The 19,786-nt window shown below is 65.0% G+C and carries 19 protein-coding genes; 12 read left to right on the top strand and 7 right to left on the bottom strand.

Annotation, left to right across the window (positions count from 1 at the left end; translation table 11 throughout):
• The 4 genes from RCH14_RS12135 (at nucleotide 1) to RCH14_RS12120 (ending at nucleotide 2,345) form a co-directional block, all read left to right on the top strand.
• On the top strand, nucleotides 1–261 hold the full coding sequence (locus RCH14_RS12135; protein WP_343026366.1) for a DUF6587 family protein: 261 nt from the start codon (nucleotides 1–3) through the stop codon (nucleotides 259–261).
• A gap of 76 nt (nucleotides 262–337) precedes the next feature.
• Nucleotides 338–1,018, top strand: coding sequence for a glutathione S-transferase (locus RCH14_RS12130; RefSeq protein WP_343026365.1), 681 nt, complete (start codon nucleotides 338–340; stop codon nucleotides 1,016–1,018).
• Between the two features lie 111 nt (nucleotides 1,019–1,129).
• Nucleotides 1,130–1,912 (top strand): 5'-3' exonuclease H3TH domain-containing protein, encoded by a 783-nt coding sequence (locus RCH14_RS12125; RefSeq protein ID WP_343026364.1) that lies wholly within the window; start codon nucleotides 1,130–1,132, stop codon nucleotides 1,910–1,912.
• 34 nt (nucleotides 1,913–1,946) lie between these two features.
• Nucleotides 1,947–2,345: a response regulator gene (locus RCH14_RS12120; RefSeq protein WP_343026363.1), complete on the top strand. Its 399-nt coding sequence runs from the start codon at nucleotides 1,947–1,949 to the stop codon at nucleotides 2,343–2,345.
• A 56-nt stretch (nucleotides 2,346–2,401) separates the two neighbouring features.
• On the opposite strand, the gene RCH14_RS12115 is transcribed toward RCH14_RS12120, so the two are convergent.
• Nucleotides 2,402–3,148: a GAF domain-containing protein gene (locus RCH14_RS12115; RefSeq protein ID WP_343026362.1), complete on the bottom strand. Its 747-nt coding sequence runs from the start codon at nucleotides 3,146–3,148 to the stop codon at nucleotides 2,402–2,404.
• A gap of 165 nt (nucleotides 3,149–3,313) precedes the next feature.
• Here RCH14_RS12115 and RCH14_RS12110 point away from each other — a divergent pair, with 165 nt between their 5' ends.
• The gene (locus RCH14_RS12110; RefSeq protein ID WP_343026361.1) at nucleotides 3,314–5,092 is read left to right on the top strand and encodes an EAL domain-containing protein; all 1,779 of its coding nucleotides are present in this window, start codon (nucleotides 3,314–3,316) and stop codon (nucleotides 5,090–5,092) included.
• A 7-nt stretch (nucleotides 5,093–5,099) separates the two neighbouring features.
• Here the strand turns inward: RCH14_RS12110 and mnmA are convergent, their stop codons facing one another.
• Together mnmA and RCH14_RS12100 are read right to left on the bottom strand one after the other, a co-directional pair.
• Nucleotides 5,100–6,212: a tRNA 2-thiouridine(34) synthase MnmA gene (mnmA, locus tag RCH14_RS12105; protein WP_343026360.1), complete on the bottom strand. Its 1,113-nt coding sequence runs from the start codon at nucleotides 6,210–6,212 to the stop codon at nucleotides 5,100–5,102.
• A gap of 21 nt (nucleotides 6,213–6,233) precedes the next feature.
• On the bottom strand, nucleotides 6,234–6,716 hold the full coding sequence (locus tag RCH14_RS12100) for an NUDIX hydrolase (RefSeq protein WP_343026359.1): 483 nt from the start codon (nucleotides 6,714–6,716) through the stop codon (nucleotides 6,234–6,236).
• Between the two features lie 248 nt (nucleotides 6,717–6,964).
• On the opposite strand from RCH14_RS12100, the gene RCH14_RS12095 reads away from it, so the two are divergent.
• From RCH14_RS12095 to RCH14_RS12075, 5 genes are all read left to right on the top strand, one after another.
• A complete protein-coding gene (locus tag RCH14_RS12095; RefSeq protein ID WP_343026358.1) occupies nucleotides 6,965–8,077 on the top strand; it encodes a Re/Si-specific NAD(P)(+) transhydrogenase subunit alpha in 1,113 nt (370 codons plus the stop codon).
• A 38-nt stretch (nucleotides 8,078–8,115) separates the two neighbouring features.
• Nucleotides 8,116–8,436 carry an NAD(P) transhydrogenase subunit alpha gene (locus tag RCH14_RS12090; protein ID WP_343026357.1) on the top strand — a complete coding sequence of 107 codons (321 nt, stop codon included), beginning with the start codon at nucleotides 8,116–8,118 and terminating at the stop codon, nucleotides 8,434–8,436.
• A complete protein-coding gene (locus tag RCH14_RS12085) occupies nucleotides 8,433–9,890 on the top strand; it encodes an NAD(P)(+) transhydrogenase (Re/Si-specific) subunit beta (RefSeq protein ID WP_343026356.1) in 1,458 nt (485 codons plus the stop codon). Before RCH14_RS12090 ends, RCH14_RS12085 begins: the two co-directional genes overlap by 4 nt.
• A gap of 131 nt (nucleotides 9,891–10,021) precedes the next feature.
• A complete protein-coding gene (locus tag RCH14_RS12080; protein WP_343026355.1) occupies nucleotides 10,022–10,627 on the top strand; it encodes a TetR/AcrR family transcriptional regulator in 606 nt (201 codons plus the stop codon).
• Nucleotides 10,628–10,716: 89 nt separating this feature from the next.
• Nucleotides 10,717–11,403, top strand: a complete 687-nt coding sequence (locus tag RCH14_RS12075; protein WP_343026354.1) for a type 1 glutamine amidotransferase domain-containing protein — start codon at nucleotides 10,717–10,719, stop codon at nucleotides 11,401–11,403.
• Nucleotides 11,404–11,630: 227 nt separating this feature from the next.
• On the opposite strand, the gene RCH14_RS12070 is transcribed toward RCH14_RS12075, so the two are convergent.
• The 4 genes from RCH14_RS12070 to RCH14_RS12055 are packed head-to-tail and all read right to left on the bottom strand — an operon-like array spanning nucleotide 11,631 to nucleotide 15,917.
• A complete protein-coding gene (locus RCH14_RS12070) occupies nucleotides 11,631–12,797 on the bottom strand; it encodes a UbiH/UbiF/VisC/COQ6 family ubiquinone biosynthesis hydroxylase (RefSeq protein WP_343026353.1) in 1,167 nt (388 codons plus the stop codon).
• The gene (gene pepP / locus RCH14_RS12065) at nucleotides 12,776–14,122 is read right to left on the bottom strand and encodes a Xaa-Pro aminopeptidase (protein ID WP_343026352.1); all 1,347 of its coding nucleotides are present in this window, start codon (nucleotides 14,120–14,122) and stop codon (nucleotides 12,776–12,778) included. The genes RCH14_RS12070 and pepP overlap by 22 nt, the downstream gene beginning before the upstream one ends.
• Entirely contained in the window at nucleotides 14,119–14,841 is a 723-nt protein-coding gene (gene murU, locus RCH14_RS12060) for an N-acetylmuramate alpha-1-phosphate uridylyltransferase MurU (RefSeq protein WP_343026351.1), read from the bottom strand. Before murU ends, pepP begins: the two co-directional genes overlap by 4 nt.
• A gap of 11 nt (nucleotides 14,842–14,852) precedes the next feature.
• Nucleotides 14,853–15,917, bottom strand: a complete 1,065-nt coding sequence (locus RCH14_RS12055; protein ID WP_343026350.1) for a phosphotransferase — start codon at nucleotides 15,915–15,917, stop codon at nucleotides 14,853–14,855.
• Between the two features lie 113 nt (nucleotides 15,918–16,030).
• On the opposite strand from RCH14_RS12055, the gene RCH14_RS12050 reads away from it, so the two are divergent.
• Nucleotides 16,031–18,307 (top strand): LPS-assembly protein LptD, encoded by a 2,277-nt coding sequence (locus tag RCH14_RS12050; RefSeq protein ID WP_343026349.1) that lies wholly within the window; start codon nucleotides 16,031–16,033, stop codon nucleotides 18,305–18,307.
• A gap of 75 nt (nucleotides 18,308–18,382) precedes the next feature.
• Entirely contained in the window at nucleotides 18,383–19,783 is a 1,401-nt protein-coding gene (locus RCH14_RS12045; RefSeq protein WP_343026348.1) for a peptidylprolyl isomerase, read from the top strand.
• Nucleotides 19,784–19,786: the final 3 nt, after the last annotated feature.

The following is a 19,786-nucleotide window of genomic DNA, read 5'->3' as shown; positions in this document are numbered from 1 at the left end:
ATGCAAGAACTGACCGTCATCGTCATCGTTGCCATCGCCGCGCTGTACCTGGGCGCGAAGTACCTGCCGGCCCCTTTGCGCGCGCGCGCCGTGCTGGCGCTGACGAAGGGTGGCCGCCAGTCGGCGCTGGCGCGCTGGCTCGACACCAGCAGCGGCGGCGCCTGCGGTGGCGGCAGCTGCAACAGCTGCGCCCCGAAAGCCGCGGCGTCGGCGCCGCAGGGTGCAGGCAAGCACCGCGTCATCAAGCTGCACCAGCGTTAGCGCTAGCCCTAGCGGGCTGCAGGTGCATGGCCAACGGTGCTAAGCTGCCCATCATCTCCACTCTCCTTTCCACGCCATGATCGTCGTCCACCACCTGAACAATTCGCGCTCGCAGCGCATCCTCTGGCTGCTCGAAGAGCTTGGGCTCGAGTACGAGATCAAGCGCTACGAGCGCGATCCCAAGACGATGCTGGCGCCGCCCGAACTGAAGGCCGTACACCCGCTGGGCAAGTCGCCCGTGATCACCGATGGCGACCTGGTGGTGGCCGAATCGGGCGCCATCGTCGAGTACCTCACCGCGCGCGCTTCCGGCGCGGATGTCGCGCGTCTGGTGCCCGCCGCCGGCACACCGGCGCGCCTGCGCTACACGCACTTCCTGCACTTCGCCGAAGGCTCGATGATGTCGCCGCTGCTGCTCAAGCTCGTGTTCGACAAGATCGAAAGCACACCGATGCCGTTTTTTGCCAAGCCGATCGCGCGTGGCATCGCGCGCAAGGTCAAGGGCACCTTCGTGCTGCCGCAGATCGCGCTGCAGCTGGGTTACCTCGAGGCCGAACTGGGCAAGCACCCGTGGTTTTCCGGTGAAGAATTCAGCGCCGCCGACATCCAGATGAGCTTCCCACTGGAGGCGGCTGCCTCGCGCGGTGGGCTCGATGCCAAGTACCCCAACCTGACCGATTTCCTGGCCCGCATCCATGCACGGCCGGCGTATCGCCGCGCGCTCGAGCGTGGTGGCGAGTACGCCTACGCGAAGTAGGGTCGTCGTCGTCCTCACGGTCGTGGGCACTGCGCCTTGCCGCGCATCTTCCCGCGACCGTGCAACCGGTTTATGATGGGCGCCGTCCACGTCTCCTCATGACCATACCCCATGCCCAACCCGGCAAAGCTGCTCGCGATCGACGGCCTGAACATCGTGCGCCGCGTCTACGAAGCCAGCCCCGAGCCCGATTCCGACCTGAAGGCCAGCATCGCGCTGCGCCACGCGTTCTCGTCGTTTCGCCACGTGCTCGAGGCGCATGCGCCGACCCACGTGCTGGCCGCCTTCGACCATGGCGGCCCGACCTGGCGCCATGCGCTGTATCCGCGCTACCGTGAGGGCAGGGCGGCGATGCCGTCCGAACTGCGCGCGGCGCTGCCCGAATTTCACGACCGCCTGCGCGCGGCCGGCGTGCATGTCCTGATGGTGCCCGACGTTGAAGCCGACGATGTCATCGCCACCGGCGTGATGCGCTGGCTGTCCGAAGGCCGCGGCGAAGCGGTCGTGGCCACCACCGACAAGGACCTGCATCCTTTGATCGCACACGGCGCGCTGGTGTGGGATCATTTCAAGAACGAGTGGCACGACGACGCCTGGGTGCGTGCGCGCTTTGGCGTGGCGCCCGAGCAACTGCACGACCTGCTGGCGCTGATGGGCGACCCGACCGACGGCGTACCGGGCGTGTCGAAGGTCGGCATGAAGACGGCGGCGCGGCTGCTGGGTGCGTATGGCAATCTCGAGGCCGTGATGGCCGGCGCCGGCATCCTCAAGACGCCGCTCGGCGAGAGATTACGCGCCGAGCGTGAGATACTGGAGATGTCACGCTGCCTGGTGTCGCTGAAACTGGACGTGCGTCTGGGCGTGACATGGAAAACACTGGCGTACGAAAGCTGATTTTTTTCAGCGCACTGACAAGGAATGTGAAGCTATGCTCAAGGCGGTCATCGTGGATGCAAATGCAGTTTCGCGCGCGACGCTCGGCACCGTGCTGGCCGACGGCAGCTACGACGTGGTTGGCGCCACGCACACCAGCGCACTCGGGTTAGCGCTGGCGGTCAAGCACCATCCGCACGTGATCTGCATCGCGCGCGAACAGGTCGAGGATGGTAGCGACGTGGTCGAGCAGCTGCGCGCGGCGCTGCCCAAGACGCTCGTGTTCCTGGTTTCGGGCACGCTTGACGCCACGGCGGTCCAGAGCGCGCTCGCGCGTGGCGTGCACGGCTTCATCGTCAAGCCATTCAAGGCCGACACCGTGCTCAAGACGATTCGCAATACCGTGATTGCCTTCGTCAAGCAGCAGCAGCAGGCGCCGGCCAAGCCGGGCTGATACGCCGAGCGCCAGCGTGACACGCGCTCGCGCCCGGCGTCCGCCCGTAACGGAGGCTACGCGCGCCGCTGCAGTTCGTCCGAGGCGAGCAAGGCCAGTTCGCGCAGCGCGCGCATCTCGCGCTCGCGCAGGCGGCGTGGCTCGGTATCGAGCACGCACAGCGACCCCAACGCGAGCCCTTCAGCGGTGCGTACTGGATAGCCGGCATAGAACCGGATAAATGGCGCGCCGATGACCATCGGGTTGTCGGCAAAGCGCGGGTCGGCGCTGGCATCCTCGACCACGAAAGGCTCGTCCTGCATCAGCGCATGGCTGCAAAAGGCCAGTGAGCGCGCGGTCTCGCGGCTGTCCATGCCGACGCGCGATTTGGACCACTGCCGCTGCGCGGACAATAGGCTGAGCAGGGCCATCGGGCAGCCCGTCGCATGGCTGGCGAGCCAGGTCAGGCGATCAAAGGCCGCATCCTCTTCCGAATCCATCAGGCCGCTTCGGGCGAGCGCTGTCAGCCGCTGCTTTTCATTGGCCGGGACCGGGTAGTCCGGCGTGGCCGACGGCAGGAATTCCGCAGTCAATACGGCAGCAACTGGCGGCGTTGCCGCTTGGTCGTCTTCCTTCGGCGCGACGCGCTCGCGCACCAGCCGCATCACGGCGCTGTGGCGCACACGGCGATGCCCGCCCGGTGTCTTCCAGGCTGGCAGATCACCGCTCTCCATCCATACCTGCGCCGTACTGACAGCAACGCCAAGCAACTGCGCTGCTTCACGGGTGGTCAGTATCCGATCGTTAATTTCATGTGTTTTCATGACATCGTTCGTGTAATTCGCTGATTTTATTTTACACGAAGCAACTAAAAATGACGAATACAACGATTCTTTTGAAAATAGTGATTGACCTTAAGTTTTTTATTGGCAACAATAGATTCTTGTTCGTCATATTCGTCATATTTGCGCGCACCGCGCGTCGTCTCCATGAATTCTCCGCTCTCTCAACCGCACTGTGCCTCGCCCCAGTACGAGACCGCCCGTCTCGCTGCCTTGCGCCGCCTGGAGCTGCTCGACACGCCGCCAAGCGAAGCGTTCGATCGCATCACGCGCATGGCGGCGCAGTTGTTCGGGCTGCCGATCGCCGCGGTGTCGCTGACCGACACCAACCGCCAATGGTTCAAATCGAAGTTCGGCATTACTCACGATACGATTCCGCGGATAAAAGCGCCGTGCGCCACGGTGGCCGACGAGCGCGCAGTACTGGTCGTGCCGGATCTGCTGGAGGACCCGTATTTCCGCGACAGCCCGCTGGCTGACGGCGGTATCCGCTTCTATGCCGGCGCGCCGCTCACGACCAGTGAGGGCTTTTGCCTGGGCGCGATGTGCGTGCTCGGTACCGAACCGCGCCAGGTCACCATGGCCGAGCGCCAGGCGTTGACGGACCTGGCGACCATGGTGATGGCGCAGATCGAACTGCAGCATGCGTTCGGCCGGGTCGATCCGGTCAGCGGCCTGCCGAACCGGAACCAGTTCATCATCGATTTCAACGACCTGGAACTGCACGAGCCGAATGGCGAGGTGCGCACCGCGGCCCTGATCAGCCTGGCCAGCCCGCAAGAGCTGAGCGATGCGCAGCGCGTGATGGGGTCAAGCTATCTCGACGACATGGTGCGCGAAACGGTGCCGCAGCTGCGCCTGGGCGGCGCCGGCAAGATCTACCATGTCGGCAGCACGCAGTTTGCGTTCTTCGCGCCGCGCGGCCTGTCGATCGAGCCATTCTGCGAGCAGATGCAGTCATGGCTCGACGCGCGCGCCAGTTATGGCCAGGCGCGCCTGATCACGACGACGACAGTGGGTATCGCGCCGTTCACGGTCGGGCAGACCGAGGGCCTGGACCTGCTGCGCAATATGCACAGCGCTGCGCACGATGCGCTGGCGGCCGAACGCTGCGTGCGCGTGTTCTCGTCCCATCACGACGCGATCCTGCAGCGCCGCTTCTGGCTGGTGACCGAATTTGGCGCCGCGCTCGCAAGCGACGACGAACTGCATCTCGTGTTCCAGCCCAAGGTCAGCCTGCTCGACGGCGGCTGCGTCGGCGTCGAAGCGCTGCTGCGCTGGAACCATCCGACCGCCGGCGCGATCTCGCCCGGCGAATTCATCCCCGTGATCGAGACGACGTCGCTGGCGCGTGCCACCACCGAGTGGGTGTTGCGCGCGGCGCTGCGCCAGATGGTCGCCTGGCGCCGGGACGGCCTGGCGTTGCAGGTGGCAGTCAATGTCTCGGCGGTGAACCTGGAAGAGCCGGATTTCTGCGATCGCGTGCTGATGGAATTGCAGCACCATGGCCTGGCGCCATCGTGCCTGGTGATCGAGCTGACCGAGAGTGCGCTGATGCGCAATCCAAAGATCGCGCAGGCCACGCTCGAGCGCCTCGCGCGCGCCGGCGTGCAACTGGCGATCGACGATTTCGGCACCGGCTACAGCAGCCTGTCGTACCTGCAAAGCCTGCCGGCGAACGTGGTCAAGATCGACCAGAGCTTCATGCGCAACCTGGTCCAGGACGAACGCTGCCGCGCGCTGGTGGGCACGATGATCAAGCTGTCGCACGACCTCGGTCACAAGGTCGTGGCCGAAGGCGTGGAAACGGTGGAGGTGGAAGACTTCCTGCGCCTGGCCGGCTGCGACGAGATCCAGGGTTACCTGCACGCGCGGCCGCTGGCGCCCGGCGTGCTGGTGGCGTGGCTGGCGGCGCGCCAGCCTTGACGCGGTGTTAGTCGGCGCTTGACCGCGCGTCGATGATGCCGCCGCCCAGGCACACGTCGCCGTCGTACAGCACGGCCGACTGGCCCGGCGTGACCGCCCATTGGGCTTCATCGAAATCGAGTGCGAAGCGCGCGTCGCCATCGGCCAGCACGCGGCAGGCCATGTCGGCCTGGCGGTAGCGGGTCTTGGCCGAGAGCGCACCGGCAGCGGGTGCATGGCCGGCGATCCAGCTGGCCTGGCCGGCTTCCAGGCGGTTCGACAGCAGCCATGGATGATCATGGCCCTGCACGATGTAGAGCGTGTTGGCCTCGATGTCCTTGCGCGCCACGAACCAAGGCTCGCTGATCCCGTCAGCGGTCTTGCGCGACTTCAGGCCCCCTATACCGATCCCCTTGCGCTGGCCCAGCGTGTAGAACGACAGGCCGACGTGCTCGCCGACCTGCGTGCCGTCGTCGAGCCGGATCGGGCCCGGCTTGTAGGCCAGGTAGCGGTTCAAAAAGTCGCGGAACGGCCGCTCGCCGATGAAGCAGATGCCGGTCGAATCCTTCTTGGCCGCATTGGGCAGCTGGAGTTTTTCGGCGATCTTGCGCACCTCGGTTTTCGGGATCTCGCCCAGCGGGAACAGCGACTTGGACAACTGCGCCTGGCTCAGGCGATGCAGGAAATAACTCTGGTCCTTGGTGGCGTCGAAAGCCTTGAGCAGCTCGAAGCTGCCACTGGCCGGGTTTTCGCGCACGCGTGCATAGTGGCCAGTGGCGATCAGGTCGGCGCCCAGCTTCATCGCGTGGTCGAGGAAGGCCTTGAACTTGATTTCGGCATTGCACAGCACGTCCGGGTTCGGGGTGCGGCCGGCCTGGTATTCGCGCAGGAACTCGGCGAACACGCGGTCCTTGTATTCGGCGGCGAAGTTGACTGCCTCGATGTCCACGCCGACCACGTCGGCCACGCTGGCCGCATCGATCCAGTCCTGGCGCGTCGAGCAGTATTCGGAATCGTCGTCGTCTTCCCAGTTCTTCATGAACAGGCCGACCACGTCGTAGCCTTGTTCCTTGAGCATCCAGGCCGCGACCGAGGAGTCGACTCCGCCCGACATCCCGATCACGACTTTTTTCTTGCGCATGTTACGTCCGTAGTGAATTCTTCAGATCCCGCCTTCGAACACCGAAGGGTGGGTGTACAGCAATGACAGCGGCGTGCTATGGCCGGCCAGGTAGTCGTCCACGCAGCGCAGCACGATCGGGCTGCGGTGGCGATCGGCCGTGGCGGCGATTTCGTCGCGCGTCATCCACATGGTGCGCAGGATGCCGTCGTCGAGCGGCTGGTCGAACTGGCGCCCGACGCTGCCGGCAAAGGTAAAGCGCAGGTAGGTGACGTCGGCATTGCGCGATTTCGAGTGGTAGCGCGACATGTACATGCCCACCAGCGAGCGCGGGATGAACTCGTGCGCCGTTTCTTCAAGTGCTTCGCGCACCACCGCCTGTTCCAGCGATTCGTGCGGGTCGAGATGGCCGGCGGGCTGGTTCAGCTTGATCCCTTCGCTCGTCTCTTCTTCGATCAGCAGGAACCGGCCCTCGTGCTCGATGATCGCTGCCACGGTAACCGATGGTTTGAAGATATCGCTCATGCCTGTCCTTGAAAATGAGCCGGTATTCTACCTTGACAAGGCCTGTGTTTGCTCAGCCGGTCCCTTCCTTCGACGTTGGCATGTGGTTAATCGGGCTTGATCTGTCGCAAAAACAACCGTCATGGTGCGGTGCGCCCTGCACCATGTCTACGGATGATCAAATCGGCCACCCAAATTTAATATTTGAACAATCACTGTAAAGACGTGATAGATTTGCTGGCGCGGCAGTTCAACGAATGGAGGGATCCATGAGAATAGGCATTCCGGCCGAAACCCGGCCGGGCGAGACCCGTGTTGCAGCCACCCCCGAGACCGTGAAAAAGCTGGCCGCGCGCCACGAGGTCGTGGTGCAGGCCGGTGCCGGACTGCCTGCGGCAGCGCCAGACGCCGCGTTCGAAGCCGCCGGCGCCGTCATCGTCGATGCCGCCGGCGCATTCGGCGCCGATCTGGTTCTCAAGGTGCGCAGCCCGGCCGCCGGCGAGCTGGCCATGATGCGCCGCGACGCGGTCTTGGTCGGGATGCTCGATCCGTTTGATGTTGCGGGTCTCTCTGCGCTGGCCACGGCCGGCATCACCGCCTTTGCCCTGGAAGCGGCGCCGCGCATCACGCGCGCGCAGTCGCTCGACGTGCTGTCGTCACAGGCGAACATTGCCGGCTACAAGGCCGTCCTGCTTGCCGCAAATACCTACGGGCGCTTCATGCCGATGCTGATGACGGCCGCCGGCACCGTCAAGGCCGCGCGCGTGCTGATCATGGGCGTGGGTGTGGCCGGCCTGCAGGCGATCGCCACGGCCAAGCGGCTGGGCGCCGTGATCGAAGCGTCTGACGTGCGCCCGCCGGTGAAAGAGCAGGTGGAGTCGCTGGGCGCGAAATTCATCGACGTGCCGTATGAAACCGACGAAGAGCGCGAGATCGCGGCCGGCAGCGGCGGCTATGCGCGCGCGATGCCGGCCGACTGGATGCGGCGCCAGGCGCAGCTCGTGCACGAGCGCGCGAAGCTGGCCGACATCATCATCACCACGGCCCTGATTCCGGGCCGGCGCGCGCCGGTGCTGATCGGCGAAGACACGGTGCGCGCCATGAAGCCCGGCTCCGTGATCGTCGACATGGCCGTGGCGCAGGGCGGCAACTGCGTCCTGAGCGAGCTGGGGCAGACAGTCATCAAGCACGGCGTGCACATCATTGGCGAGCCCGATCTGGCCACGCTGGTGCCGGCCGATGCATCGGCCCTGTACGCGCGCAATGTGCTTGATTTTCTCAAGCTGGTGATCGACGCCGACGGCCATTTTCATGTCGACCGCGACGACGAGATCGTGCGCGCGACCCTGATGTGCAGCGCCGGAGAACTGCTGCGCAAATAAGACGTTGGCATCGTTGACAACAACGGACAGGAGACACCATGGACATCAGCCACACCGTCATCAACCTGATCATCTTCGTGCTGGCGATCTACGTCGGCTACCACGTGGTCTGGACCGTCACCCCGGCGCTGCACACGCCGTTGATGGCGGTGACCAACGCCATCTCGGCCATTGTCATCGTCGGCGCCATGCTGGCCGCCGGCCTGACCGAAGGCTTGACAGGACGCGTGGCCGGTACGCTGGCCGTCACTCTGGCGGCGGTGAACGTGTTCGGTGGTTTCCTGGTCACGCAGCGCATGCTGGAGATGTTCCGCAAGAAGGCGCCCAAGGCCGCGCCGAAGCAGGAGGATGCGGCATGAACGCCATCAGCATGAACCTGGTCACGCTGTTCTATCTGGTGGCCTCGGTGTGCTTCATCCAGGCGCTCAAGGGCTTGTCGTCGCCGTCGACGGCGCGCCTGGGCAATGCATTCGGGATGGCCGGCATGGCGATCGCGGTGCTCACCACCATCGCGCTGATGCTCAAGCTGCAGGAACGGCTGCAGCAGGGCGGGGGGCTGGGATTCGGGCTGGTGCTGCTGGGCGTGGTGGTGGGCGGCGCGATTGGCGCGACCGCCGCGAAGAAGGTCGAGATGACCAAGATGCCGGAACTGGTCGCAGCGATGCACTCGCTGATCGGGCTGGCCGCCGTCTGCATCGCGATCGCGGCGGTGGCCGAACCGTGGGCCTTCAACATCACGACGCGGGGCGAGCCGCTGCCGTTCGGGAACCGGCTCGAGCTGTTCATCGGCACGTTCGTCGGCGCGGTGACGTTTTCGGGCTCGGTGATCGCGTTCGGCAAGCTGTCGGGCAAGTACAAGTTTCGCCTGTTCCAGGGCGCGCCGGTGCGCTTTGCGGGCCAGCATATCCTGAATCTGTTCGTCGCCATCGCCATTGTCGCGCTGGGCCTGGTCTTCTGCTTTGCCGATGGCGCGCAGCCCGCATGGGGCGCGTTCATCGTGATGGCGGCGCTGGCGTTCGTGCTGGGCGTGTTGATCATCATCCCGATCGGCGGGGCTGACATGCCGGTGGTGGTTTCGATGCTCAATTCATACTCGGGCTGGGCGGCGGCGGGGATCGGTTTTTCGCTGAATAACGCGATGCTGATCATCGCCGGCTCGCTGGTCGGCTCGAGCGGCGCGATCCTGTCGTACATCATGTGCAAGGCGATGAACCGCTCGTTCTTCAATGTGCTGCTGGGCGGCTTCGGTGGCGAAGCGGTGGCCGACGTCGGCGCTGCGAAAGAGCAGCGGCCCGTCAAATCCGGCTCGGCCGAAGACGCCGCGTTCATCCTGCAGAATGCCGAGTCGGTGATCATCGTTCCCGGCTACGGCCTGGCCGTGGCGCGCGCGCAGCACACGGTCAAGGAACTGGTCGACAAGCTGACCGCGCACGGCGTGACGGTCCGCTACGCGATCCACCCGGTGGCCGGGCGCATGCCAGGCCACATGAATGTGCTGCTGGCCGAGGCCGAAGTGCCGTACGACCAGGTGGCCGAGATGGAAGACATCAACGGTGAATTCGGCCAGACCGACGTGGTGCTGGTCCTGGGCGCCAACGATGTGGTGAACCCGGCTGCGAAAGACCCGAAGTCGGCCATTGCCGGCATGCCGATCCTGGAAGCCTACCGGGCCAAAAGCATCATCGTCAACAAACGCTCGATGGCCTCCGGCTACGCCGGCCTGGACAACGACCTGTTCTACCAACCCAACACGATGATGGTCTTCGGCGACGCCAAAAAAGTCATCGAGGCGATGGTCAAAGCCGTCGACTAAGCAATAGCCCAACAATTAGGGTCAGAGTCGAATTATTGGCTAATAGCCCTCAGGAACTCTGGCCATCCAGCCTGGCACCCCGCTTGCGCACGGCCCTAGACGACTGGTCTAATTTAGGATATAGTGGGTTCATGGCAAAAGCATTGACATCCGAATCGTCCGGCGTTCGCGACACTATCCTCGACGTTGGGCAGCGCATCATGGCCAAAAAAGGGTTCTCGGCGGTAGGGCTGAACGAGATCCTGGTTGCGGCCGGCGTGCCGAAGGGATCGTTCTACCATTACTTCGGCTCGAAAGACGCGTTCGGCGAAGCACTGCTGGCCAGGTATTTCGAGACGTATCTGGCGGAGATGGACGGTACGCTGCGCGATCCGGCTGGGCCAATGGCCGGCAAATTGCTGACCTACTTCGGGCAATGGCGCTCGAACCAGTCGCTTGATGATTGCCAGGGCAAGTGCCTGGCCGTCAAGCTGGGCGCGGAGGTGGTCGATCTGTCCGAGCCGATGCGCCTGACGCTCAAGCAAGGTACTGCCGGCATCGTCGCCCGTCTGGCCGATGCCATTGAAGGCGGTATCGCCGACGGTTCGCTGACGGTGGAGGGCGAAGCAGGGCAGGTGGCGCAGAGTCTGTATCAGTTGTGGCTGGGCGCCAGCCTGATGGCCAAGATCGCGCGGGATGCGGTGGCGTTCGATGCAGCGCTGGTGACCACGCGGCGCCTGTTGCAATTGCCGGAGTAACACGAATACCGAACGCTTCTCGGGAAGCGTTTTTTTGACACGTAATCTAGACGACTGGTCTATTAACATCAACAACAAGGAGCCACACCATGAACATCCTGATCGTATTGACTTCGCACGACACCCTGGGCAACACCGGCCGCAAGACCGGCTTCTGGCTCGAAGAGCTGGCTGCCCCATATTACGCGTTGAAGGAAGCCGGCGCCAACATCGTGCTGGCCTCGCCTGCCGGTGGGAAGCCGCCGCTCGACCCGAAGAGTGATGATGCATCGGCCCAGACCGATGACACCCGCCGCTTCAAGGCCGATGCCGCCGCGAACGCGCAACTGGCCGCGACCGTGCGCCTCGACACCGTTTCGCAGGCTGACTTCGATGCCGTGTTCTACCCGGGTGGCCACGGTCCGCTGTGGGACCTGGCCGAAGACCGCAACTCGATTGCGCTGATCGAGTCGTTCATCGCCGCCAACAAGCCGGTGGCGCTGGTGTGCCACGCACCTGGCGTGCTGCGCCACGTGAAGAACACCGACGGCACGCCACTCGTGCAGGGCAAGCGCGTCACCGGCTTTACCAATAGCGAAGAAGCCGCGGTCGAGCTGACGGACATCGTGCCGTTCCTGGTGGAAGACGAGCTCAAGGCAAAAGGCGGAGTCTATTCGCGTACCGACGACTGGGGTTCGTACGTGGTCACCGATGGCTTGCTGATCACCGGCCAGAATCCGGGTTCGTCGGCGGCCACCGCTACCAAATTGCTGGAAGCGCTGTCGCGGTCGAATTGAATCAGTTGGCCGTAGGGTGGGCGGGTTTCCCGCCCACGCGTTCAACAAATTGTGGTGTACCACGAAATCGAATGGATATGAACGCGTGGACGGCGTAGCCCTCCACCCTACGCGAGTGACAGATATGGCCGCCCATACATCGCCTTTGGCAATGTATGGGCGGCCATGTCACAAAACGTTGTCAAAGAATTCGACTCTGACCCCAATTGTTGGGTAATTGCTTGGGGTTAGCGGCGGCCGAACATCATCAGGTCGGCCAGCAGCGTGCGGGCGGGGCGGGTCAGGTCGAGCGCGGCCAGGCTCAGGCCGAGCAGCGGTTGCAGCGGGCCGGGGATCGTGAAGGCGCGGGCCATCGTGTCGGTCAGGCCGATGGTCGTGCGGCGGTCGCCTGCGCGGTCATCCGTGAAACGGGCGATCGCATCTGGGTCCGCCCCGCGCGCCAGCTGGCGTGCCAGCACGGCGGCGTCGCGCAGGCCCAGGTTCAGGCCCTGGCCGGCCACCGGGTGCAGCGTTTGCGCGGCATTGCCGATGGCGACCGTGCGGGCCGTGGCGCGTGCTTCGGCGTTCAGACCGAGCGGGAAGGCGCTGCGTGGCGATACCTTCGTGAAGGCGCCCAGGCGTGCGCCGAAGGCCTCGCCCAGCTGCGTGAGAAAGCGCGCGTCGTCCAGCGCCAGGATCGCCTGTGCACGCTCCGGGCGCATGCACCAGACCAGCGCGTACCCGTGGCCGTCGGCGCCGTCTTCGGGCAGCAGCGCCAGCGGGCCTTCGTCGGTGAAGCGTTCGAACGCGCGGTGCGCAATCGGCAGCGCGGTCGTCACGCGCGCGATGACCGCGCTCTGTTCGTAGTCGCGGCTGCGGGCGCGCTGGTCTTGCGCGCCAAACAGGCCGCCTTCGGCCTGCACTGCCACCCGTGCACGCACCGTGCTGCCATCGTCCAGATGCAGCTGGACCGCATCGGGCTGTTCGTCGAGCGATGCCACGCGCGCCGGGCGCAGCATCAAGACCCCGGCCTGCCCGCACACCTTCGCCAGCGCATCGACGACGGCGCCGTAGCGCGTCACGTAGCCCAGCGCCGGCACGTCGTGGTCGTCGCGGCGCATCAGGCTGCGGCCCAGCTGGCCGCGGCGCGAGACGTGGATCTCGTGGATCGGCGTTGCGGCCAGCGGCCAGGCGCCGATTTCTTGCAGCAGTTGCGCGCTGCCCCACGACAGCGCGATCGAACGCGGATCCGCAGTCGCCTGGTCCAGCGACTTGCCGTCGATGAGCGCGATGCGCGCCCCGGCGATGCCGCGCCGGACCAGAAAGCCCGCCAGCGCCAGGCCCACCGGCCCCGCGCCGCAGATCGCCACATCGACGTCGTGTAGTGGGTTCGTCATCGTGCTGCCTTCATCCATGCTTCAATCTCCGCCACGTCTTTCGGTACGCCGTCCGTCAGGATGCGCGCGCCCGTCTCGGTGACGACGACGTCGTCCTCGATCCGGATGCCGATGTTCCAGTATTGTTCGGGCACGCCGTCGGCCGGCCGCACATAGATGCCCGGCTCCACGGTCAGCGCCATGCCCGGCTGCAGCGCGCGCGATGGTTTCTCGGGTAGCGCCAGGTCGCGATACACGCCCACATCGTGCACGTCCATCCCGAGCCAGTGGCCGGTGCCGTGCATGTAGAACTGGGCAAACGCGCGCGTGTTGATCGCATCGTCGACCGAGCCGACCTTGCGTTTGTCCAGCAGGCCCAGGTCGAGCATGCCTTCGGTCAGCACCTGCACCGCCGCCTCGTGGATCCCGCTGTACGGTTGCCCCGGCCTGACTGCCGCCAGCGCTGCAGCCTGGGCGCGCAGCACCAGGTCGTACAGCGTGCGCTGCGGCGCCGTGAAGCGGCCGTTGGCCGGATAGGTGCGCGTGATGTCGCCCGCGTAGCCATCAAATTCGCAGCCGGCGTCGATCAGTACCAGCTCGCCATCGAGAATGCGCCGGTCGTTGGCACTGTAGTGCAGCACGCAGGCATTCGGGCCCGATGCAACGATCGACGAATACGCCGGCGCCTGCGCGCCATGGCGGCGAAATTCGTGCAGCAGTTCGGCCTCGATCTCGTATTCGATCATCCCGGGGCGCGTGGCGCGCATCGCGCGCGCATGCGCCCCGGCCGAGATGGCGCCGGCGCGCGCCATCAATGCCACTTCATGCGCATCCTTGACCAGCCGCATCTCGTCCAGCAGCGCCAACAGATGATGCGTCGTCGCCGGCGCCGTCACGCCCGTGCGGCCCAGTGCGCGCACGCCCTTCAGCCAGCCGGCGACCTGCGCATCGAGCGCTGCGCCGTGGCCCAGCGCGTAGTGCAGCGCCGGTGCATTCGACAGGATGCCGACCATGCGCGCGTCAAGTTCGTCGATCGGATATGCCTCGTCGAACCCGAACGCCGTACGCGCCGCCTCGGGCCCGTAGCGAAAACCATCCCAGATTTCATGGTCGGGGTCTTTCGCGCGGCAGAACAGGATCGTGCGGGCAGCGCGCGCATCGGGCGCCGCCACCAGCACGATGAAGCTGTCAGGCTCGGCGAAGCCGCTCAGGTAGTAAAAGTAGCTGTCGTGCCGGTATGGATACGGGCTGTCGCCATTGCGCATGACCTCGGGCGCCGTGCCCAGCACCGCCACCGCGCCCGGCGGCATCTGCGCCAGCACGCGCGCGCGCCGGTTGGCATGCACGGCGCCGGCCGGCATCATGGCGCCGACTTGGCCGGCCGCAGCGGCGCGTTCAGTTCTTCCAGCTGGCCGACGGTGCCCACATTGACCCACTGGCCGTGATACACCTCGCCGCCGATGCGACCCTGCTCGATGTACTGGCGCATCAGGGGGCCGAACTTGACGAACTCGCCGGCGCGGATGCCGTCGAACATCTCGGGCCGGTACACGCCGATGCCGGCGAAATTGAATTTGGCCTCACCCTCATTGCGCAGCGTATACATGTCGAGCGCGAAGTCGCCCTCGGGGTTGTGCCACGGGTTCGGCGTGAGCCACAGCCAGGCGATGTCGCGCTGGTCGACCGCATACACCTGGCCTACTGCGTCCTTGTCCTTGAGTGCATCGAGCGCCTCGGTAAAGTCGAAGTAGGGCGCATAGATGTCGCCCGACACCGCCAGAAATGGTTCGTCGCCCAGAAGGTGCAGCGCATTGGCCACGCCGCCGGCCGTCTCGAGCGGGCTCGGTTCGTGCGAGTAGACGATGCGCGCACCGTAGCGGCTGCCGTCGCCCAGTTCGGTCTCGATCATGTGGCCCAGGTGCGAGTGGTTGATGACGATGTCGACGATCCCGGCGCGCACCAGGTTCAGCACGTGCCAGGTGATCAGGGGCCGGCCGCGCACCTTGAGCAGGGGCTTCGGGCAGGTATCGGTCAGTGGCCGCATGCGCTCGCCGCGGCCGGCGGCAAAAATCATCGCTTTCATGATGGATGCCTTTAGAAGGTGTAGCCGAACTGTTGCGGCTTGTCGTCGACTGCGTCGAGCAGGCGCAGCAGCGGCTTGAGTTCGTTGTAGCGGTTGGCGGTCTTGCGCACGTAGTCGAGCACCGTCGGCAGATCACCCATGTAGTGGGCCTTGTTGTCGCGGTAGTTCAGGCGGCAGAAGATGCCGAGGATTTTCAGGTGGCGCTGCAGGGCCATGAATTCGAAGTCGCGGTAGAACGCGTCGATGTCCGGATTGACCGGCAGGCCGACGCTCTTGGCGCTTTGCCAGTAACGCACCACCCAGTCGAGCACCATGTCTTCGTCCCACTGGATGTAGGCGTCGCGCAGCAGCGAAGCCAGGTCGTACGTGACCGGGCCATACACGGCATCCTGGAAGTCGAGCACGCCCGGGCTGTTCTGGTCGAGGAACATCAGGTTGCGCGAATGGAAATCGCGGTGCATGTAGACCTGCTGCTGTGACAGCACGTTGGAGGCAATGGCTTCGAATACCTTGTCGAGCTGCGCCTGCTGCTTGGCGTCGAGCGTCACGCCCAGGTGCTTGCCCAGGTACCACTCGGGGAAGATGCCCAGTTCGCGCATGATGAAGGCGCGGTCGAACTCGGGCAGCACGTCCGGCTGGCTGGCCATCTGGAACTTGAGCAGCGCGTCGACGGCGTCCGAATACATGAAGGCGGCATTGTCAATGGACAGGCGCGACAGGTACGTGGTGTTGCCCAGGTCGGACAGCAGCAGGAAGCCCTGTTCGACGTTGCGCGCGGCGATGGCCGGCACGCTCACGCCGGCCTCCAGCAGCAAGCCCTGCACATGGACATAGGCCGGCACGTTCTCGCGCTCGGGCGGGGCATCCATCGCGACCAGCGTCGCGCCGAGCTTGGCCTGCATGTCGGCGACGACATCGTAGCGGAAGTAGCGCCGGAAACTGGCGTCGACGGAGGCGCGGCGGCCGGACGCGACGTCGACCAGGCCGGTCGTGGCCAGCCATTCGTTCAGTTGCGACAGCCGGGTATCTGGCACTGCGTCGGTGGAGGCGGTAAGGTTTTGAGACAAAGATGACATGAAGCGGCCTGATGAATCCGGTTGGTTGAACTAATTCCCCTATAATAAGGGATTCATCCCAAAAAAACCGCCCTTTATGGCGCACGTCGATTCTCCATGAGCTGCGATTTTCCATGAGCTGGTCCTCGGCCCAACCATTCCCACCACGACACGTGCTCGCACTGTATGCATTGGCTTCGGTCACTGCGATGCCTGCGTTCGCCCAGACGCCTGCCACCGTCAACGTCACCGCCCCCGCGCCAACAGTCCAGGCCGAAGACGAACTTCCCGTCACGGTCAAGGCCGAGGACATCGCCGGGCGGCCCGACCGCCGGCTTGACCTCGCCCGCAACGTGGAGATCACGCGCGGCCAGACCGGCATGACTGCCGACACGGCCTGCTACCTGATCGTCGAAGACGAGGTCACGGCCACCGGCAACGTCGACATGTGGCGCTTTGGCGACCGCTACAAAGGCGACGAGCTGCAGCTGAACCTCGAAACCGGCAAGGGCTACCTGCTCAACCCGACCTATTTCATGGCGGCGAACAATGCCCAGGGCCAGGCGAGCCGGATCGACTTTCTGGGTGAACAGCAGGCCGTCGTGCGCGACGGTACCTACAGCACCTGCGAAGGGCCGAACCCGGACTGGTATCTGAAGTCGAGCACGCTGCGCCTGGACAAGGGCCGCGACGTCGGCACCGCCGGCAAGACGGTCATCTACTTCAAGGATGTGCCGATTCTCGGCACGCCGGCGATGTCGTTCTCGCTGTCGGGCCAGCGCCGTTCGGGCTGGCTGCCGCCAACCGTCGGTTTCGGCTCGCAGGGCAAGGCCGAAGTGATGGTGCCGTACTACGTCAACATCGCACCGAACCGCGACCTGACGCTGTACCCGCGCATGATGTTCGACCGCGGTTTCCAGTTGGGCGCGACCGGGCGCTATCTGGGCAGCACCTACAGCGGCGAAACCCACGTCGAAGTGCTGCCGGACGACCGCCAGACGGGCACCACGCGCTGGCGCGCCGACTCGCTGCACAACGGCGCGATCAAACCGAACTGGTCGTACGGCTGGAACCTGCATGGCGCATCGGACGATGAATACCCGTCCGACTTTTCGCGCACCGTCGCGGCCAGTGCCGAGCGCCAACTGCTGCGCGAACTGCGCACCGATTACTCGGGCCAGTACTGGAGCCTGTCGGCGCGCGCGCAGAATTACCAGGTGCTGCAGGATCCGGCCGCCGCCACCAATCCAAGCCTGACGGTGCCGCGCCCATATGATCGCCTGCCGCAGATTAACTTCCGTTCGGCGCGCTACGACGTGGCGGGCTTCGACTGGGCGCTGGACGCCGAGGCGACCCGCTTCGCCCACCCAACCGACGTGGGCGGCTCGCGCGCCGTGGTCCAGGGGCAGGTCAGCTATCCGATCGTGCGCCCGGGCTGGTTCGTCACGCCCAAGCTGATGTACAACGCGGCCCAGTACGATCTTGACGACCATGCCACGCGCCTGGGCAAGCCGACCAAGCTCACGCGCACGATTCCGACGGTGTCGTTCGACAGCGGCATGGTGTTCGAGCGCGAGGCTTCGCTGTTCGGCAAGTCCACCACGCAGACGCTCGAACCGCGCCTGTTCTATGTGTACACGCCGTACGAGAACCAGGACGATGTCCCGCTGTTCGACACGGGCCGCTCGGGCTTCAATTACGCCCAGCTGTTTTCCGAGAACCGCTACGTGGGCCTGGACCGCGTGTCCGACGCCAACCAGCTGACCGCAGCGCTGGTCTCGCGCTTCATTCAGGAAGACGGCGCCGAGCGCTTGCGCCTGGCCATTGGCCAGCGTCTGTACTTCGAAGAGCCGCGCGTGCGCATCGCGGGCGAAGCGGCGCAGCAAAGCCGGTACGACCTGCTGCTGGCCGCCGGCGGCACCATTTCCGAGTCCTGGACCTTCGATAGCGGCGTACAATACGACGCAGCCGGAAGCAGTCTGTACAGCTCGAACGTGAGCGTGCAGTGGCGTCCGGGGAAGATGAAGGCGGTGAATGCCGAGTATCGTTATCAGCGTGACAGCTTCCGCAACATCGATCTGTCGGCGCAGTATCCGATCTCGCGACGCTGGTATGGCGTGGGCCGGGTCAGCTATGCGCTGCGTTCGTATGGCGTGGGGCAGGCAGTCAATCCGTCCACCGGCAGCAAGCTGATCGAGAGCCTGATCGGTCTCGAGTACCAGGCCGATTGCTGGGTGTTCCGGATGGGCGCGCAGCGTTTCGTGACCGCCGCCCAGACGACGTCGACGCCGATCTTCTTCCAGCTCGAGCTCAATGGCTTGTCGCGCCTGGGCCTGGGCAACCCGCTCGAGTCGTTCAACAAGAGCGTCCCGGGCTATACGCGACTGAATGCCGGCATTGGGCGCCCCTAAGTCAAATTTCAGACTCGGTGTCCATACTTCGTCGTCCAACCTGACGTGAACAATCCTCAAATGAGTGCTTTCCAGATGATGCGTACTACCCGTTTGCAGTCTCTCCAGTTGGCAGCCGCGCTGCTGTGCGCGATCAGCGCCGGCCAGGTCCTGGCCCAGGCCGCAGCGCCTGCCGCCGGTACGCCAGCCGCAACGACACCGGCCGCCGCCGGCTCGGGCTTCCTGCCGCCTGCCTCGGCCAATGCCAAGGTGGTCGACTCGATCCAGGTCGTCGTCAACGATGAAGTCATCACGCGCAACGAAGTGGCCGGCCGCATGGTCCAGGTGACGGCGAACATGAAGGCGCGTAACGCCCAGATGCCCGACACCGCCACGATGGAGCGCCAGGTGCTCGAGGCGATGATCGTCGAACGCGCCCAGCTGCAGCTGGCCAAGGAAATGGGCGTCAAGGTCGACGACCGCACGCTGGACGCCACGATTGGCCGCATCGCCGAGAACCAGAAGCTGTCGGTGCAGGACATGCGCAACCAGATGGAAAAAGAAGGCATGCCCTTCTCGCAGTTCCGCCAGGACATCCGCAACGAAATCATGATGCAGCGCCTGCGCGAGCACGAAGTCGACAGCAAGGTGCAGGTCTCGGAAGCCGAGATCGATACCTATATGGCTGCCGCCAAGGCCGCCGCCGCCGACCGCATCGAAGTCAACATCGCCCAGATCCTGGTGCGTGTGCCCGAAAACGCGTCGCCCGAGCAGATCGCCGCCCGCGCTGCGCGCGCCGAAGAAGTAATGCGCCAGCTGCGCACCGGCGCCGACTTCGCGCGCATGGCCTCGACCTATTCCGACGCACCGGACGCGCTCAAGGGTGGCGATATCGGCTGGCGCGATGCCGACCGCCTGCCGCCGAATTTCTCGACCGAGCTGCGCAAGCTGGAATCCGGCCAGGTCACGCCGATCCTCAAGACCAATGTTGGCTTCCACATCCTGAAACTGGCCGGCAAGCGTTCGCTGGCCGGCGAGACCGACAAGGCCGTCGTCGAGCAGACCCGCGCGCGCCACATCCTGCTCAAGGTCACCCCGACCATGACCGAGGCTGAGGTCAAGCGCAAGCTGCTGGAAATCAAGGAGAAAATGGCCAACAACGCCGGCACCTTCGAAGAGCTGGCGCGCCAGTATTCGCAGGATGGTTCGGCCAGCAAGGGCGGCGACCTGGGCTGGCTGTATCCGGGCGACACCGTGCCGGAATTCGAGACCGCGATGAACGGCCTCAAGCCGGGCGATACGTCCGATATCGTGCAGTCGCCGTTCGGCTTCCACCTGATCCAGGTCGTCGAGCGCAAGAGCGAAGACGTGACGCAGCAGAAAGAGCGTAACGTCGCGCGCCAGGTCCTGCGCGACCGCAAGATGCAAGAGGCGATGGAAGACTGGATGCGTCAGGTGCGCGACCGCGCCTACGTCGAATTCCGCGAGGAGGGGTAAGCG

The organism is Massilia sp. MP_M2, from assembly GCF_039123635.1.
Lineage (GTDB): Bacteria > Pseudomonadota > Gammaproteobacteria > Burkholderiales > Burkholderiaceae_D > Telluria.
The sequence above is the reverse complement of the archived record's forward strand: the minus strand, read 5'-3'. Positions and strand labels throughout refer to the sequence as shown.